Here is a 15,796-nt window from a genome sequence, read left to right as displayed (position 1 = left end):
AGTGGGCTACCAGAACTTACTTCTTTAAGGTAGCCCAAAATTCTTCAAAGCTCAAGTGAAAGACGATTCAATAATCCCCTCTATGCCATTAATTTGTGTAAAATCTTGATGGCTGCTTCCGAAAGAACAGTTCCTGGACCAAACACTTCTGAAACTCCTGAATTGTAAAGAAATTCGTAATCCTTTGGAGGAATTACTCCTCCTGCCACAACCATAATATCTGGCCTTCCCTGCTTTTTGAGCTCTTCGATAAGTTGCGGGATAAGAGTTTTATGACCAGCTGCCAGAGAAGATGCACCTACGATATGCACATCATTTTCTATCGCTTGGGTTGCTACTTCTTCAGGAGTTTGGAAAAGAGGGCCAATGTCTACATCGAATCCCAAATCGGCAAAACCGGTTGCAATGACTTTTGCTCCGCGGTCATGTCCATCTTGACCCATTTTCGCCACAAGGATTCTAGGTCTTCGCCCCTCCATAGCAGAGAATTGATCAGATAGTTCTATAGCTTTTTTGAATGAATCTTGATTTTTCACTTCTCCAGCATAAACACCTGTGACAGATTTGGTTTGAGCTTGATGTCTTCCAAAAACCTTTTCCATGGCCTCTGAAATCTCACCTAATGTAGCGCGATTTCGAGCCGCTTGAACTGCTAAATCTAATAAGTTTCCGTTTTTTTCCTGAGCTGCTTTGGAAATTGCTGCTAAGGATTTTTGTACTTCCTCTTCGTTTCTTTTTGCTTTAACCTCCTGAATTCGTTCAATTTGAGAAAGTCTCACCGACTGATTATCAACCTCTAAAAGTTCGATGTCAGAATCTTCTTCAACTTGGAATCGGTTAACTCCCACAATGATATCTTGACCGCTGTCAATTCGAGCTTGTTTTTTGGCAGCTGCTTCTTCGATTCTGAGTTTTGGAACGCCGGCTTCTATTGCTTTTGCCATACCGCCTAGACTTTCCACTTCCTCAATCAAAGTCCAGGCCCGTTGGACAAGTTGGTCAGTAAGATATTCTACGTAAAGAGAGCCACCCCAAGGGTCCACTACCTGCGTTATTCCAAGCTCTTCTTGAAGAATCAATTGAGTGTTTCGAGCAATACGAGCAGAAAAATCCGTTGGGAGTGCAATGGCTTCATCCAAGGAATTGGTGTGGAGGGATTGGGTATGTCCCATGGCAGCTCCAAGAGCTTCTACTGCCGTTCGGGTGATATTGTTGAAAGGATCTTGCTCGGTCAATGACCAACCAGAAGTTTGGCAATGCGTTCGCAGTGCCATTGATTTTGGGTTTTTAGGATTGAACTGCTTTACAATTTTTGCCCAAAGCAATCTTCCTGCCCTCATTTTGGCAATTTCCATGAAGTAGTTCATTCCAATCGCCCAGAAAAATGAGAGTCGAGGTGCAAAGTCATCAATATCCAATCCCGCCTGAATCCCTGTTCTTAAATATTCCAATCCATCTGCTAAGGTATAAGCCAATTCCAAATCTGCTGTTGCCCCGGCCTCCTGCATGTGGTAGCCGGAAATAGAAATGGAATTGAAGCGAGGCATGTTTTTCGAAGTATATTCAAAAATATCTGCGATAATCCGCATGCTTGGAACAGGAGGATAGATGTAGGTGTTGCGAACCATGAACTCTTTCAAAATATCGTTTTGAATGGTTCCGCTTAGCTTTTCTGGAGAAACTCCTTGCTCTTCCGCTGCAACAATATAAAAGGCCAAAATTGGAATTACAGCCCCATTCATCGTCATGGAAACAGACATTTGATCTAATGGAATTTGATCAAAAAGCAGTTTCATGTCCTCTACCGTATCAATGGCTACCCCTGCTTTTCCTACATCTCCAACAACCCGCGGATGATCCGAATCATACCCTCGATGAGTTGGAAGATCGAAGGCTACTGATAAGCCTTTTTGGCCTGCAGCTAAATTTCTTCTATAAAAAGCATTGGATTCTTCCGCAGTTGAAAATCCTGCATACTGCCGAATGGTCCAGGGCCGCATGACATACATGCTGCTGTATGGACCGCGCAAATAAGGTGGAAGGCCAGCTGAAAAACCAAGATGGCCTAATTGCTTTATCTCCTTTGGGTCAAAAGTCGATGGCACATTTATTTTCTCAGGTGCAAGCCAAGATGAAGAACTTTCTTTCTGAGCGGACTTCACTTTTGTATTTATTTTCCAATTGCTGAAATCTGGTCTCATGCCTGAAGGGTTTCTTGTTCGATAAGATAACTTTCTCTGCTGGGGAGGAGCTGAAATTCTTTTTCTGGGATGGGCTTAAATGGTAAATTATTGATCAATTTACCACTTGCTAGGTAGCGATTAACACCGACCTCGCTAAGCTGATTTTCATAAATGGCTTTTTGGATAGCTTCCCGCTCTGCGCGCACGAGCTTGTGAATTTCTCTTTTTTGGAACGCTTTTAACCAGCCTCCTTCTGCCTCTATTTTGCTAATTTCATCAATGCATGAATTGATAAAATCTTTCATCAGTGATTCTATATAATAACTTCCGGCAGTCGGATCCATAACTTTATCTAGATGACTCTCTTCACGAAGTATACTTGAAATGTTTCTTGCTACCCGCTTTGAAAGTGTAGAAGCGTTTTCTCCTTCAATCGGCCTAATCCAAAGGGTGTTACATCCCCCTAAAATGGCAGAGATTGCCTCGTAGGTTTGACGGATGAAGTTATTATTTTGATCTATCAGACTTTTCGTCCAAAGGCTGGACGAGACAATCAAGTGAATTTGGGAAGGAGAAACCGTTACTCCGAATTTTTCTCCCAGAGCGGGAATCAAAACTCGAAGGCTTTTGAGCTTGACCATTTCAGGAAAATGGTCTCGTCCTGCACAAGAATGAAAAGCCAAGTTTTCAAAAATGACCTTAGGAGACAAACCTGAATTCTGAAGTCCATCGACTAGCTCGATTAATTCTGATAATCCTAGGAATGTTTCTGTTATCCCGCTTGCACCTGCATTAGCGTAACGAGCAAATTTGATGGTTAAAGCCTGAAAATGGGGAAAGTCCTTGGATGATTCAATCAATTTTTGAGCTAGTTCCAGATTTTTATTCCAATCTGAATTATTCTCAAAAAGGGCATCAGCTGGAGACCAAAGAATTGCACCTTTCAGTTTTTCTTTTGGTAGTCCTGATTTTTCTATAAAGTCAAAAAACTCAAAAAGAGATTCAGGCTTGTCGGAATCGGGCGTGATATATATATGGATGTATTCCAATAGTACATTCTTCAGGACCTTTTCCCAATCCATTGATTCTTGGCAATGAATTACCAAGGCATCAGCCCCATTTTGAAGGTGGTTGAGAATTTCCTTGTTAGAGGAAAGTGAGTCGCTTGGGAAAATTTCCACCGCATTTGTCCAGTGTCTCGGACCCAATGCAGGGATTTCAACCGGTTCATGGAAATCCATTGCAGTAGCAAGGAAACTTGTATCAGAGGAATCATAATAAGGGTGCTGTTTGATTTTCCCCCAAACAGTACTCACTAGGGTCTTTTCAAAATCTTTTCCTTTCAAGTCTTTTTCAACTTGACTTTTCCATTTTGATTTGTCGGAAGGGGAAAAAGGAAAAAAATTCGGATCAGTCATTATTTGGTTTTTGGGTTTGTATTCTTTCTAAATCGTTAGCTATTCAAAATTAATGAAAGAGCCGGGATTGTATGAAAAAGAATTTTTTAATGGAAAAATCGCTTTTCGAAAAGCCTTCATAAGATCAATTTGGAGCAGGAAATTGATCATTCCTATGATGAGTGAAATTGTAACTGATTCAGTCGTTTTTTATCTCTGGATTTTATCGACGAAAAAATAAAGATTGAATTTTATTGAACTGTATAATAAAGAATCCCGCACCAGTCCAAATTTTCAATATTTCAAGGGCTTTTCAATTTTTAATTTAATTGATTTTTGTTCAAATTTGACTCCCTTGTCAAAACCCTACCGGTTGTAACTTTTCAGAAAACCTTCGAATGAGTTCAGAAGCTAGCGCAGTATGGAATGAGTGTCTACGTGTCATAGAGCAGCACGTTAGCGAGCAGAGCTTTTCTACTTGGTTTAAACCCATAAACCCGGTCAAGTTGGAAGGGACTTCCCTGACAATTCAGGTTCCTAGTCAGTTTTTTTATGAATGGCTGGAAGACAATTACATACAAGAGCTGAAATTAGCCATCAAAACTGTCTTGGGGCAAAGTGGACGCTTAGAGTACGCCGTTGTTGTGGACAGAGGCAATTCAGCAAATCAGCCTTATGTCGTTTCTTATCCTCAGGGAAATCATGGTGCCAAAAAGGCCAATGTTACTGCTGCTACCAATCAGGATACTAAAAAAAGTCCTTTCCAGATGGAGAGTTTGGGTGATGACATGTTGACCCAAAGCAATCTGAATCCTAATTATACCTTCAGCACCTACATTGAGGGAGATTGTAATCGCTTGGCTCGGTCTGCTGGATTTGCAGTAGCGACTAAGCCGGGAATTACTTCATTCAACCCACTGATGGTATATGGAGGGGTGGGACTTGGCAAGACACACTTGGTTCAGGCCATCGGAAACGAAATCAAAAACGGACCCGAAGATAAATTTGTCCTGTATGTTTCCTCTGAGAAATTCGTCAACCAATTTATGGATTCCATCAAGGATGGAAATGTGAAGAGTTTTACGAATTTCTATATGCAGGTGGATGTCCTGATTATCGATGATATTCAATTCCTAGCAGGAAAGGATCGCACTCAGGAGATGTTTTTCCATATTTTCAACCACCTACACCAAAGTAAAAAACAGATTATCATGACTTCGGATTGCCCTCCGAGAGACTTGAAAGGTTTGGAAGAGCGTTTGCTTTCCCGATTTAAGTGGGGATTGACAGCTGATCTTCAAATGCCTGATTTTGAAACAAGGGTGGCGATTATCCGGAGAAAAATGCAATCAGAGGGGATTTTCATTCCTGATGATGTGGTTGAATACCTGGCTTATACTGTAGATACCAACGTGCGAGAGTTGGAGGGAATTTTAATCTCTTTGATCGCACATGCATCGTTGAATCGAGTAGAAATCGATCTGCAGTTAGCCAAAGCAGTCATGAAAAATATCATCAAGGATATCGAGACTGAGGTTGGCATTGACTTCATTCAAAAAACCGTTGCAGAATATTTCAGCATTGAATTGGATGATTTGAAGGCAAAAACGAGGAAAAAAGAAATTGTAATTGCCCGGCAGGTTGCCATGTATTTTTCAAAAGAATTCACCAATCATTCGCTCAAATCGATTGGTTATCATTTTGGGGGAAGAGATCACTCCACAGTAATCCACGCATTGACTACCGTTAATGATATGATGGATACTGATACAAACTTCAAAAACTCAGTCAATGAGTTGAAGAAGAAGTTTAAAATGCGCTCTTATTAAAATTCAATAGAGCTTTTTCTCCATCGTATCCTCAAATTTTTCAAAAAGTTGGATGTATTTATGGCAAATATTATCCAAGAAAGTCTTCTGTGTATCTAAATCATAAATTGGATTATACTGAATCCGATCAATCACAATATCTAGCCAGGCTTTTCCATCATCAATTAAATCAGCATGAAAGGCTTCCACGGTCAAATCTCTAGAACCTGAGAAAGGCCCCTTACCTTGATTTTTCAGATAGGTTTTGATGACTTTTAATGCGAGCTCATGGGCTACTTCGAAATTCGCGATAAGTTCTCGGCTATAGACTTCAGAAAGTTCCTTATTCTTTGATTGCTGAACAAAAAGACGAAGATCTTCCAGGGCTACTTTAAATTGTTCAAAACACTGTTCGCAAGATGGTGGGAGTGATTTCATAAATCGGCACTTTCTTAAATCTAAAGAATATTTTGATAGGATACCAAGGAAAAAGAGAAGGCTGAAGCCCTCTCTTTATCTAACAGTATAACTTTGCATGAATGGTTGACCATTCGGTGCAACGCCCTCTAAAAGCAGTTTGCCACTAAAATCTTCCAAGAATTTCCCTACTTTTTCTGGATCCTTGGCTGGTTCTCGATTGATTTGAGTCAATACAAATCCATCACGCAAGCCTAAGTCTCTCAGATAACCTCTTGTAAGGGCTGTAATTTTTATTCCATAAGAAATATCAAGTCGGTCCTTTTCGATCGCATTGACGGCTTCTAATCTGGCTCCCAAAAGTCTTGAACTATAATATTCCCGTTTTAGAATTCCTGTTCCTCCTTCCAAATTTTGAAGGGTTAGGGTTGCGGAGTTAAGTTTTCCTTCACGAGTGAAGGAAACTTTGATTTGATCGCCCGGATAATGGTAGGAAAGGGCCTCTTCAAAACTTCCCATTCCAGTGATTTTTTGATCATCGATCTGTACGATCACATCACTTCTTTTTATGCCGGCTGACTCAGCTGCTCCCTCCCGTATCACATGAGTGACGATAACACCGTCAAGAGATTCAATATCCATTTCTTCAGCCAACTCAGGTGTGATTTCAACGGCCTCAATTCCTGGAATGGCTTTTTGAACCTCTCCATATTTGATGAGGTCATTGGCAACTTTCATGGCAATGTCAACTGGTACAGCAAACCCATACCCTGTGTAGGAACCAGTTCGGGAAAGGATAGCAGTATTGATTCCCACCAATTCCCCTTCTACATTCACCAAAGCGCCACCGGAGTTACCAGGGTTAATGGGAGCATCAGTTTGAATGAAACTTTCCAATGGAAAATCACCACCAAGAATATTGATTTGTCGTTCTTTAGCTGATACAATTCCAGCAGTGACGGTAGAAGTTAGGTTGAAAGGGTTTCCCACGGCAATAACCCATTCTCCGATTTGTAAATCCCGAGAACTTCCCCGCTTGATAGCAGGAAGGTTTTTTGCATCAATTTTTAAAACAGCTATGTCTGTATTCTTGTCAGTTCCAACTAATCGAGCCTGATAGGTGCGTTTTTTATGGATGACTTCAATAGTCTCAGCCCGGTCAATTACATGGTTATTGGTGATAATGTAGCCATCATCGGAAATGATTACCCCTGAACCAGTACTGACTTGTTGAGTAGGACCTGTTCCGAAGAAAAAGTCAAACATACTATACCTTCTTGGGTCGCTTCCTGAAAAGTTTTTGATGAAGACCACTGATTCAGTGCTGTTTTCCGAAGCAGCAACAAAGGAAATTGGAGGATTGGTCGAAAAAGTCCGAGGTACAGGCTCAAAATCTTCAGGAACAGAAAGCGAACTGCTTTCTTCAATTTTGATGGGCTTGGTTACAGGAGATTCCTCTGGAGAAAGGTCAGTGACACTCCAAAAGGCAGCTCCGGCTATTCCCGCCATGAATCCAATTGCTGTAGTTTTAAGTAGGTTTTCCATGCTTTTCCGTTTTTCAACCTGACGATCAAAATTCATTTCCGTTGGACGAATTCACATCTTTTAAGGATATTCCGTCTCAAAAACTTTTCCGAAGGGGAAAAACTGACGAATTGTACAAGGAAAAGTCTCGGCATCTTGTAATTTTGTCAGCCATCACCAAAACTTTCCTTTTTAAGGGCTGGTTAATTTTCAAAATATAATTACATGTCAGAATTGAAGCGCGTAGCCATCTTGGGTAGTACCGGAAGTATTGGTAGACAAACCCTAGATGTGATTCGTCAGCATCCTGAGGACTTTCAGGTAGAAGTATTGACCGCTCAAAACAATTGCGATTTACTTATTCAACAGGCTTTGGAATTTCAGCCCAATGCGGTAGTCATTACCAATGAAGCTAAGTATCAAGTAGTAAAAGATGCCTTGATCCCTCATGACATCAAAGTTTTTGCAGGTCCCAAAGCATTAGCGCAGGTGGTGGAGATGGAAACCATTGATGTGGTCTTGACTGCATTGGTTGGTTATTCAGGGCTAATTCCTACTGTTCAGGCTATTCGGGCTGGAAAACAAATCGCTTTAGCAAATAAGGAAACGTTAGTAGTTGCTGGTGAAATCATTACCCAACTTGCCAAAGAAAACGCTGTCAATATTTATCCGGTTGATTCTGAGCATTCGGCAATTTTCCAATGTTTGGTAGGAGAGTGGCATAACCCAATCGAAAAAATCATTTTAACTGCCTCGGGAGGACCATTTAGAGGAAAAGACCGCCAGTTTCTTGAATCAGTAACCAAAGAACAAGCCTTAAAGCATCCTAACTGGGATATGGGGGCGAAAATCACCATTGATTCTGCTTCGCTGATGAATAAAGGTCTGGAGGTGATTGAGGCAAAATGGCTCTTTGGTTTAGATACCGATCAAATAGAGGTAGTTGTCCATCCTCAAAGTATTATTCATTCCTTGATTCAGTTTGAAGATGGATCCATTAAAGCACAACTCGGACTTCCCGATATGCGTATCCCTATTCAGTTTGCTTTGAGCTATCCTCACCGACTGAAAAGTGATTTTGAGCGGTTTGATTTCTTAAATTATCCCAATTTGACTTTCGAACAACCTGATTTGAAAACCTTCCGGAACCTTCAACTGGCTTTTGATGCTTTGGAGAAAGGAGGAAATGCTCCTTGTATGCTCAATGCAGCCAATGAAATTGCCGTGGAAGCTTTCCTCAAAGATCAGATTGGATTTTTGCAAATGTCTGAGTTGATTGAAAACGCAATGAACCGTGCGGATTTCATCAGTCACCCAAGCTTGGAGGATTATGTGGCGAGTGATGAGCAGGTTCGAACTATTTCCAAAGAATTAATAAAACAGTACGTATAATGGATACATTGATTATGGTGGGCCAGCTTTTACTTGGATTGTCTATCCTGGTAGGATTACATGAGTTGGGACACTTATTAACTGCCAAGCTTTTTGGCATGCGAGTAGAAAAATTTTCGATTGGATTTCCTCCCAAAATCGCTGGGTTTCAGTGGGGTGAGACAGAATATTCCATAGGAGCGATTCCTTTGGGTGGCTTTGTGAAAATTTCCGGCATGGTCGATGAGTCCATGGATACCGAGCAATTGTCCTCTGAGCCTCAACCTTGGGAGTTTCGGTCCAAGCCAGCTTGGCAGCGCTTGATAGTGATGCTAGGAGGCATCATTGTGAATGTGATTACTGGTATTATCATCTTCGTGTTTTTAGTTTACAGCAATGGAGAAACCTTTTTTTCCAGAGATCAAATCATCGAAAACGGCATCGTAGCATACGAATATGGAGAGTCAATCGGTCTTAAAACAGGTGACAAAATCATTGATGTAAATGGGCAGCCTTACCAAAGCTTGAATGAATTGAGCAGTGGTAGTGTATTGCTTGCTGAAAATGGATATTACACTGTAGATCGAAATGGTGAGCAAGTAAAGGTAGAAATCCCTCGAGGATTTATCAATTCCTTCAATTCTGAAGAGGCTTTTTCCAAATTTGTTTCCATTCGTTATCCTTTTAATTTGTTTGCAGTCGCACCGGAAGAATCAGCAGCGGAAGCTGGGTTGAAAAAGGGAGATAAAATCCTAGCTGTAAACGGAAAGCCTATCCAATATTTTGATGAATTGCAATCAGCCTTGGCTGATTTGAAAAATCAAGAAGCCAACTTGGTGGTAGAGTCGGAAGGTGTTCAAGATACCATAGCTGTTGCAGTTTCTGCCGAAGGTACAATCGGAATCGCAGCCAATCCTTTGATTGAGCCAGTGAAGCGAAAATATGGATTTGCAGAAGCATTGAGCAAGGGAACAGAACGAGCATTTAGCGTGGTGATTATCAATGCCAAAGCTTTGGGTAAAATGTTTACCGGTGAGGTTTCTGTCAAGAATGTCAGTGGCCCAATCGGGATGGCGAAAATCTATGGTGATTCCTGGGATTGGGGTAAGTTTTGGAGTATTACCGGTTTGATTTCCATGATTTTGGCCTTTATGAACCTACTTCCTATCCCGGCATTGGATGGAGGACATGTAATGTTTCTTTTATACGAGATGGTTTCAGGAAGAGCTCCTTCTGATAGATTCCTGGAAAATGCTCAAAAAGTAGGGATGGCCATTCTATTGGTCTTGATGGTTTTCGCTATTGGAAATGATATTTTGAAATTTATCACGGGTTAACCGTAATTAGGATTTAGTAGCTAATTTAAACCGGGCTGAAAGGCTCGGTTTTTTTGACTCTGCCAATATGACCCCATTTCCCTTTGGCATAAGGCTTGAACCTTCAATGCCTACGCAGAGAATAAAGAGTTTTAAATAGAAAATTTGCATTAAACCGACAGCTTGTCTGTCAAAATGTCTATATGAGCCAATTTGAAAAGTCCTTATTTGAAAATCTGATTGTCGGAGATTATGCCAATGAAGGGGATTTGATCCAATTAATTACCGATGAAGAGGATGGTCAGCAAGGTACCGAAGATTTTAAAGAACAAATACCGATTTTATCGGTCCGCAATACAGTGCTTTTTCCGGGTGTGGTAATTCCTATCACAGTTGGTAGACAGCGATCCATCAAACTGGTCAAAAAAGCCCAAAAAGGTGATAAACTCGTTGGGGTTTGTGCTCAAATCAATCCTAACGTAGATGACCCAAGTTGGGAAGATATTTACCAGGTTGGAACAGTTGCCAAAATCATCAAGATGATCGTATTGCCGGATGGGAACACTACGATTATTATCCAAGGGAAAAAGCGCTTCCAGATTGAAGAGCAGGTTACAGATGATCCTTATTTTGTGGCTAATGTGAAGTATTTAGATGAAAATTTTCCTAAATCTTCCAAAAGAGTAAAAGCCTTAGAGGAATCCTTAAAAGAAGCTGCTACCCGAATATTGCACTTGAATCCTGAGATTCCTCGGGAGGCACAGGTTGCTTTGGATAATATCGACAATACGCCTTTTTTGACCCATTTTCTTTCCTCCAACATTAATGCACCTGTAGAGTCCAAGCAAAAATTATTGGAGATAAATGATGGTGTAGAAAGGGCTACTTTGTTGCTGGAGTTTATGCTGAAGGATATTCAAATGCTGGAGCTCAAGTCAGAGATTCAGAAAAAGGTTCATACCGATATCGATCAGCAGCAACGGGATTATTTCTTGCGACAGCAGATGAAAATCCTTCAAACCGAATTAGGTGAAGAAGGTCCCGAAAAAGAAGTAGAAGATTTACGTGCTCGAGGAGCTCAGAAAAACTGGTCGCCAGAGGTAAAAAAGCATTTTGAAAAAGAGCTGGATAAAATTCTTCGAATTAATCCTTCCGCAGCAGAATATCCTATTGCACTCAACTATGCGGAAACCATGGTTGAATTGCCATGGAATGAGTATACTCAAGACAATTTCGACCTGAAGCATGCTCGAAAAGTGCTGGATACTGATCATTTTGGATTGGAAAAAGTCAAAGATCGAATCATCGAATATTTGGCGGTCTTGAAGTTGAAGCAAGATTTAAAAGGTCCAATTCTTTGTTTGTATGGCCCTCCTGGAGTCGGAAAAACTTCTTTGGGTAAATCCATAGCAGCTGCTTTGGGAAGAAAATATATTCGAATGTCTTTAGGTGGTCTTCATGATGAAGCTGAGATCCGAGGACATCGAAAAACCTACGTGGGAGCGATGCCTGGAAAGATTATTCAGAATATGAAGAAGGTCAAGACATCCAATCCTGTTTTTGTATTGGATGAAATCGATAAGCTTTCTTCGGATTTCAGAGGAGATCCCAGTTCAGCTTTCCTTGAAGTACTGGATCCGGAGCAGAATTTTGCTTTTATGGACAACTTCTTGGAAGTAGAGTATGATTTGAGTAAGGTCCTATTCATTGCTACAGCCAATTCTTTGGATACTATTCAGCCTGCACTTCGGGATCGAATGGAAATCATCGAAGTGACCGGGTATACCCAAGAGGAAAAGGTCGAGATTGCTAAGCGTCATTTGGTGCCCAAGCAGCGAAAAGAACATGGCTTAAAGGCCAATCAAATTCGATTCGACAAATCTGCTTTGGTGAAAATCATCGAAGATTATACTCTTGAATCCGGCGTTCGGAATTTGGAGCGTGCAATTGGAAAAGTGGTCCGTCATGTGGCAAAATCCATTGCAATGGAGGAAGAGTATGATCCAAGAATCAATTCCGAAACTGTTAGAAAGGTTTTGGGTGCGGAGATTTTCGATAAGGAAACTTATCAGGATAATTCCATAGCTGGTGTAGTTACTGGACTGGCTTGGACTAGTGTAGGAGGAGAAATTCTATTCATAGAATCCAGCTTGAGTCGTGGAAAAGGGCGTTTGACTCTTTCCGGACAGCTAGGAGATGTGATGAAAGAATCTGCCATGACTGCGCTTTCTTATCTGAAATCAAGAGCTGAGGAGTTGGGAATAGATTACCGCATCTTTGATCAATATGACTTGCATATCCATGTGCCTGCGGGAGCGGTACCGAAGGATGGCCCATCTGCTGGAATCACTATGTTAACAGCCATGGCTTCTGTCTATACACAGCGAAAGGTGAAATCCAAATTGGCGATGACAGGAGAAATCAGTTTGATTGGAAAAGTATTGCCAGTGGGAGGAATCAAGGAAAAAATCTTGGCTGCTAAACGTGCTGGAATCCGCGAGATTATCCTCTGCAAAAAGAACAAGCGGGATATTGATGAAATCAATGAAAATTATCTTAAAGGGTTGGAATTTCACTTCGTAGATTCAGTAAGTGAGGTTCTTGACATAGCATTACTCAAATCAAAAGTTAATCATCCCCTTCACTTCGTTTTTCAAGAGGAGAAATCCTCTAATTGAAAAAAAATAACTAAAGGGAGAAATAGATTTTCTTACCCTTGTGGTAAGTATTGATTTTTAAAAATTAGAAATATGAATCAGACATTTTCACTCACTCCTCGACAAATTGTAGCGGAGCTTGATAAATATATTATCGGTCAGGGCGATGCCAAGCGAAATGTGGCAATTGCCTTACGAAACCGTATCCGTAGGATGATGGTCAAATCCGATATCCAAAAAGATATTGTTCCTAATAATATCCTCATGATCGGTTCGACCGGAGTGGGTAAAACCGAAATAGCTAGAAGGTTAGCGAAAGTGGCGCAAGCTCCATTCACAAAAGTGGAGGCTTCCAAATTTACAGAAGTTGGCTATGTGGGCCGGGACGTGGAGAGCATGGTTCGGGACTTAGTAGAGCAGTCAGTTCATTTAGTTAGAGAGGTTAAAAATGAAGCCGTTAAAGCACGCGCTGCTGAAGCTGTTGAAGAGCAGATCTTGGATATTTTGATTCCGCCAGTAAAAGGTGCTGGTTTCAGAACTCCTGTTTCAACCACTCAAGAAGAAGAACCTGCAAATGATCAGGAACTTAATGAGCGAACACGTGAACGATTTCGGGAGAAACTCCAAAATGGCGAGCTAGATGAACGAAAGATTGAAATTAATGTAAAGGCATCTTCACCGGTTGGAATTGGAATGATCGGAAACGGAATGATGGATGATGCTAGCATGGCCGGGCTTCAGGATATGATTTCAGGTATGATGCCTAAGCGCACTAAAAAAAGAAAATTGAGTATCGCAGAGGCTCGGAAAGTTTTACTTGAGGAGGAGATTTCCAAATTGATCGATTTTGATGAAGTCAAAGAAGAGGCAATCAAACTTGCTGAGAATAATGGAATCATTTTCATTGACGAAATTGATAAAATCGCTTCCAAGTCCGGTAAAAATGGAGGTGGGCCTGATGTGAGCCGGGAAGGTGTACAACGGGATTTGCTTCCAATCGTGGAGGGTTCCTCTGTAAATACCAAGTATGGAGTGATCAATACCGATCATATTTTATTCATAGCTGCAGGAGCATTCCATGTAAGCAAACCTTCAGATTTGATTCCAGAACTTCAGGGTCGTTTTCCGATTCGCGTGGAGTTAAATAGCCTTACTCAGGAGGATTTTTCCAGAATTCTTAGAGAGCCTAAAAATGCATTGACCAAGCAATATCAAGCTTTATTTGAAGCAGAAGGGGTTTATTTAGAGTTTAATGAGGAAGCCATTGATGAGATTGCACGAATTGCATTTTTGATCAATCAAGAAGTGGAAAATATTGGTGCGAGAAGACTTCATACTGTGATGTCCCATCTTCTCAATGACTTTCTATTTGATGTGCCGGATAGTATTGAACCGAATTCCCGAATCATGATCACCAAAGAAATGGTTCAGGAGCGATTGAATTCCCTGGTTAAAAACAGAGATCTTTCTCAGTATATTTTATAATCATTTGCCCCGGTTTTCAACCGGGGTTTTTTTATGAAAACAAATTAAGCCTAAAGCAATTTTATCGATTTTTGATTTTTGGGACGATCCTTGCTAGTAGTAAATCATCATCCTGATTTTCTTTACTTATGAACAAGTCTCTTGTCGTTATTACCGGTCATTCCAAAGGTTTAGGAAAAGCTCTTATGCATCATTATTTGAGTCTAGATCACTACGAGGTGATTGGGATTTCAAGGTCAACTTTGGATGTGGAGTCACCAAAACTTCGACAGGTAAGTTTAGATTTATCTGATTTAGATATTTTAAAAAATGAACTAGAAGAGGTTTTTCCAAAGGAGGATTATCAGGAAATTATTTTGATTAATAATGCTGGTTGGATAGGAGAGATAAAGCCCATTGGCAATATGCATCCGAGAGAAATGCGGATTCAGGTAAATGTCAATCTTCTGGCTCCTATGTACCTTACCAATGCATTCATAAAAGCCTACAAAAATCACCCTTCCAGAAAATTAGTATGTAATATTTCCTCAGGCGCTGCCACTCGACCTGTTGCAGGTTGGGGAGGATATTGTAGCACCAAAGCAGCTTTAGCTATGTTTACCATGGTGGCAAACAAAGAAAGTGGCTCTTCTGATTTCCGCTTTTTCAGTTTAGCGCCAGGTATTGTGGATACGGAAATGCAAGCAGAGATTCGAGAAGCTGCTGAGACTGATTTTCCAGAATTGAAGAAGTTCTTGGAGTTTAAAGAGCAGGGAGAATTGGTGAACCCAGAGGACGTAGCTAAAAAAATCGAATATCTTCTCAGTAATCCAGATCAGTTTCCAGAGGTATCTCAGGATGTCCGGCATTATGAAATCTCCTAGGCTTTTTTCTTGGGGTAATCTAAATAGATCATCTTAGTTTTTTTCGGTTTAAAGTCCGACCAAGAATTTTCCTTGGATTCAAATCCACAAATTCCAGCTGTAGGTAAGTTGTCTAAGTCTATTCCGAGATGGTGAATCAACTCATTCATGCCCGGATTGTGGCCTATTACAAAAAGACAGTCTATTTTATCATCTTGCTGCTGGATAAAATGGAGGTAAGTACTTGCTGAGGCATGATATAGCCTACTTTCAAAATCAATTTTTTTAACCGGAAATTTTAATTCTTCTGCAATAAGTTCTGCTGTTTCTTTTGCTCGAAGTGCTGTAGAGGAGATGATTTTATCTGGAATAATCCCCTTCAATTTTAAGCGTTTTCCCATCTTGGGTGCATCTCTTAAGCCTCGAGGGGCAAGAGGCCTATCATGGTCATTGGACCAAGGTTCTTCCCAGGATGATTTTGCATGACGGATTAAGTAAACTTTTTTCATGCTTCCGAAATAGAATTTTGAATTTTTTGATATTTCTAAACAAATATTTACATTACTTGCATATTCATTTACAATTTATATTAATTTATTATGTTTACCGGTACAGTAAAATTTTACAATGAAGCCAAGGGTTTCGGTTTTATCGTGGACGATGAGTCTCAAAGTGATATCTTCGTTCATGCGACCGGATTGGTGGACAAAGTTGCCCAAAATGACAAAGTAACCTACGACGTCAAAGATGGCAAAAAAGGTCCTAATGCCATCAACGTCAAGAAAGCATAAAAGCA

At 40.6% G+C, this 15,796-nt stretch carries 12 protein-coding genes; 7 read left to right on the top strand and 5 right to left on the bottom strand.

Annotated features, from left to right (window positions below; translation table 11 throughout):
• Positions 1-80: 80 nt before the first annotated feature.
• Both scpA and E4S40_RS12330 read right to left on the bottom strand, forming a co-directional pair.
• A complete protein-coding gene (scpA, locus tag E4S40_RS12335; RefSeq protein ID WP_135074546.1) occupies positions 81-2,201 on the bottom strand; it encodes a methylmalonyl-CoA mutase in 2,121 nt (706 codons plus the stop codon).
• Positions 2,198-3,601 (bottom strand): methylmalonyl-CoA mutase family protein, encoded by a 1,404-nt coding sequence (locus tag E4S40_RS12330; RefSeq protein ID WP_135074544.1) that lies wholly within the window; start codon positions 3,599-3,601, stop codon positions 2,198-2,200. Before E4S40_RS12330 ends, scpA begins: the two co-directional genes overlap by 4 nt.
• 377 nt (positions 3,602-3,978) lie before the next feature.
• Here E4S40_RS12330 and dnaA point away from each other — a divergent pair, with 377 nt between their 5' ends.
• The gene (dnaA, locus tag E4S40_RS12325; protein ID WP_135074542.1) at positions 3,979-5,409 is read left to right on the top strand and encodes a chromosomal replication initiator protein DnaA; all 1,431 of its coding nucleotides are present in this window, start codon (positions 3,979-3,981) and stop codon (positions 5,407-5,409) included.
• Between the two features lie 3 nt (positions 5,410-5,412).
• Here dnaA and E4S40_RS12320 read toward each other — a convergent pair whose 3' ends face one another.
• Complete coding sequence (locus E4S40_RS12320; RefSeq protein ID WP_135074540.1) at positions 5,413-5,826, bottom strand: HI0074 family nucleotidyltransferase substrate-binding subunit; 414 nt, start codon at positions 5,824-5,826, stop codon at positions 5,413-5,415.
• A 75-nt stretch (positions 5,827-5,901) separates the two neighbouring features.
• Complete coding sequence (locus E4S40_RS12315) at positions 5,902-7,350, bottom strand: S1C family serine protease (RefSeq protein ID WP_135074538.1); 1,449 nt, start codon at positions 7,348-7,350, stop codon at positions 5,902-5,904.
• A gap of 204 nt (positions 7,351-7,554) precedes the next feature.
• Between E4S40_RS12315 and E4S40_RS12310 the strand changes: the two genes are divergently transcribed.
• From E4S40_RS12310 to E4S40_RS12290, 5 genes are all read left to right on the top strand, one after another.
• Positions 7,555-8,721 (top strand): 1-deoxy-D-xylulose-5-phosphate reductoisomerase, encoded by a 1,167-nt coding sequence (locus E4S40_RS12310; protein ID WP_135074536.1) that lies wholly within the window; start codon positions 7,555-7,557, stop codon positions 8,719-8,721.
• Positions 8,721-10,037, top strand: a complete 1,317-nt coding sequence (rseP, locus tag E4S40_RS12305) for an RIP metalloprotease RseP (protein ID WP_135074534.1) — start codon at positions 8,721-8,723, stop codon at positions 10,035-10,037. Before E4S40_RS12310 ends, rseP begins: the two co-directional genes overlap by 1 nt.
• 182 nt (positions 10,038-10,219) lie before the next feature.
• Entirely contained in the window at positions 10,220-12,694 is a 2,475-nt protein-coding gene (gene lon, locus E4S40_RS12300; RefSeq protein ID WP_135074532.1) for an endopeptidase La, read from the top strand.
• Between the two features lie 72 nt (positions 12,695-12,766).
• Positions 12,767-14,158, top strand: a complete 1,392-nt coding sequence (gene hslU, locus E4S40_RS12295) for an ATP-dependent protease ATPase subunit HslU (RefSeq protein WP_135074530.1) — start codon at positions 12,767-12,769, stop codon at positions 14,156-14,158.
• Between the two features lie 128 nt (positions 14,159-14,286).
• The gene (locus tag E4S40_RS12290; RefSeq protein WP_135074528.1) at positions 14,287-15,021 is read left to right on the top strand and encodes an SDR family NAD(P)-dependent oxidoreductase; all 735 of its coding nucleotides are present in this window, start codon (positions 14,287-14,289) and stop codon (positions 15,019-15,021) included.
• Here E4S40_RS12290 and E4S40_RS12285 read toward each other — a convergent pair.
• Entirely contained in the window at positions 15,018-15,509 is a 492-nt protein-coding gene (locus E4S40_RS12285; protein WP_135074526.1) for a SixA phosphatase family protein, read from the bottom strand. The two genes, E4S40_RS12290 and E4S40_RS12285, sit on opposite strands and share 4 nt — an antisense overlap.
• Positions 15,510-15,599: 90 nt before the next feature.
• Here E4S40_RS12285 and E4S40_RS12280 point away from each other — a divergent pair, with 90 nt between their 5' ends.
• Positions 15,600-15,791 (top strand): cold-shock protein, encoded by a 192-nt coding sequence (locus E4S40_RS12280; protein WP_135074524.1) that lies wholly within the window; start codon positions 15,600-15,602, stop codon positions 15,789-15,791.
• The last annotated feature ends 5 nt before the right edge of the window (positions 15,792-15,796 follow it).

The sequence above is a fragment of the Algoriphagus kandeliae genome (assembly GCF_004571135.1).
GTDB lineage: Bacteria > Bacteroidota > Bacteroidia > Cytophagales > Cyclobacteriaceae > Algoriphagus > Algoriphagus kandeliae.
Note: the sequence above shows the minus strand (reverse complement) of the source record. Positions and strands in the feature narration are given on the sequence as shown.

Bases quoted from the DNA above. Each gene is read 5' to 3' on its own strand.
- E4S40_RS12320 (WP_135074540.1), bottom strand. From the start codon at position 5,826: ATGAAATCACTCCCACCATCTTGCGAACAGTGTTTTGAACAATTTAAA.
- E4S40_RS12280 (WP_135074524.1), top strand. From the start codon at position 15,600: ATGTTTACCGGTACAGTAAAATTTTACAATGAAGCCAAGGGTTTCGGT.
- scpA (WP_135074546.1), bottom strand. From the start codon at position 2,201: ATGAGACCAGATTTCAGCAATTGGAAAATAAATACAAAAGTGAAGTCC.
- E4S40_RS12315 (WP_135074538.1), bottom strand. From the start codon at position 7,350: ATGGAAAACCTACTTAAAACTACAGCAATTGGATTCATGGCGGGAATA.
- rseP (WP_135074534.1), top strand. From the start codon at position 8,721: ATGGATACATTGATTATGGTGGGCCAGCTTTTACTTGGATTGTCTATC.
- E4S40_RS12330 (WP_135074544.1), bottom strand. From the start codon at position 3,601: ATGACTGATCCGAATTTTTTTCCTTTTTCCCCTTCCGACAAATCAAAA.
- hslU (WP_135074530.1), top strand. From the start codon at position 12,767: ATGAATCAGACATTTTCACTCACTCCTCGACAAATTGTAGCGGAGCTT.
- E4S40_RS12285 (WP_135074526.1), bottom strand. From the start codon at position 15,509: ATGAAAAAAGTTTACTTAATCCGTCATGCAAAATCATCCTGGGAAGAA.
- dnaA (WP_135074542.1), top strand. From the start codon at position 3,979: ATGAGTTCAGAAGCTAGCGCAGTATGGAATGAGTGTCTACGTGTCATA.
- E4S40_RS12310 (WP_135074536.1), top strand. From the start codon at position 7,555: ATGTCAGAATTGAAGCGCGTAGCCATCTTGGGTAGTACCGGAAGTATT.
- lon (WP_135074532.1), top strand. From the start codon at position 10,220: ATGAGCCAATTTGAAAAGTCCTTATTTGAAAATCTGATTGTCGGAGAT.
- E4S40_RS12290 (WP_135074528.1), top strand. From the start codon at position 14,287: ATGAACAAGTCTCTTGTCGTTATTACCGGTCATTCCAAAGGTTTAGGA.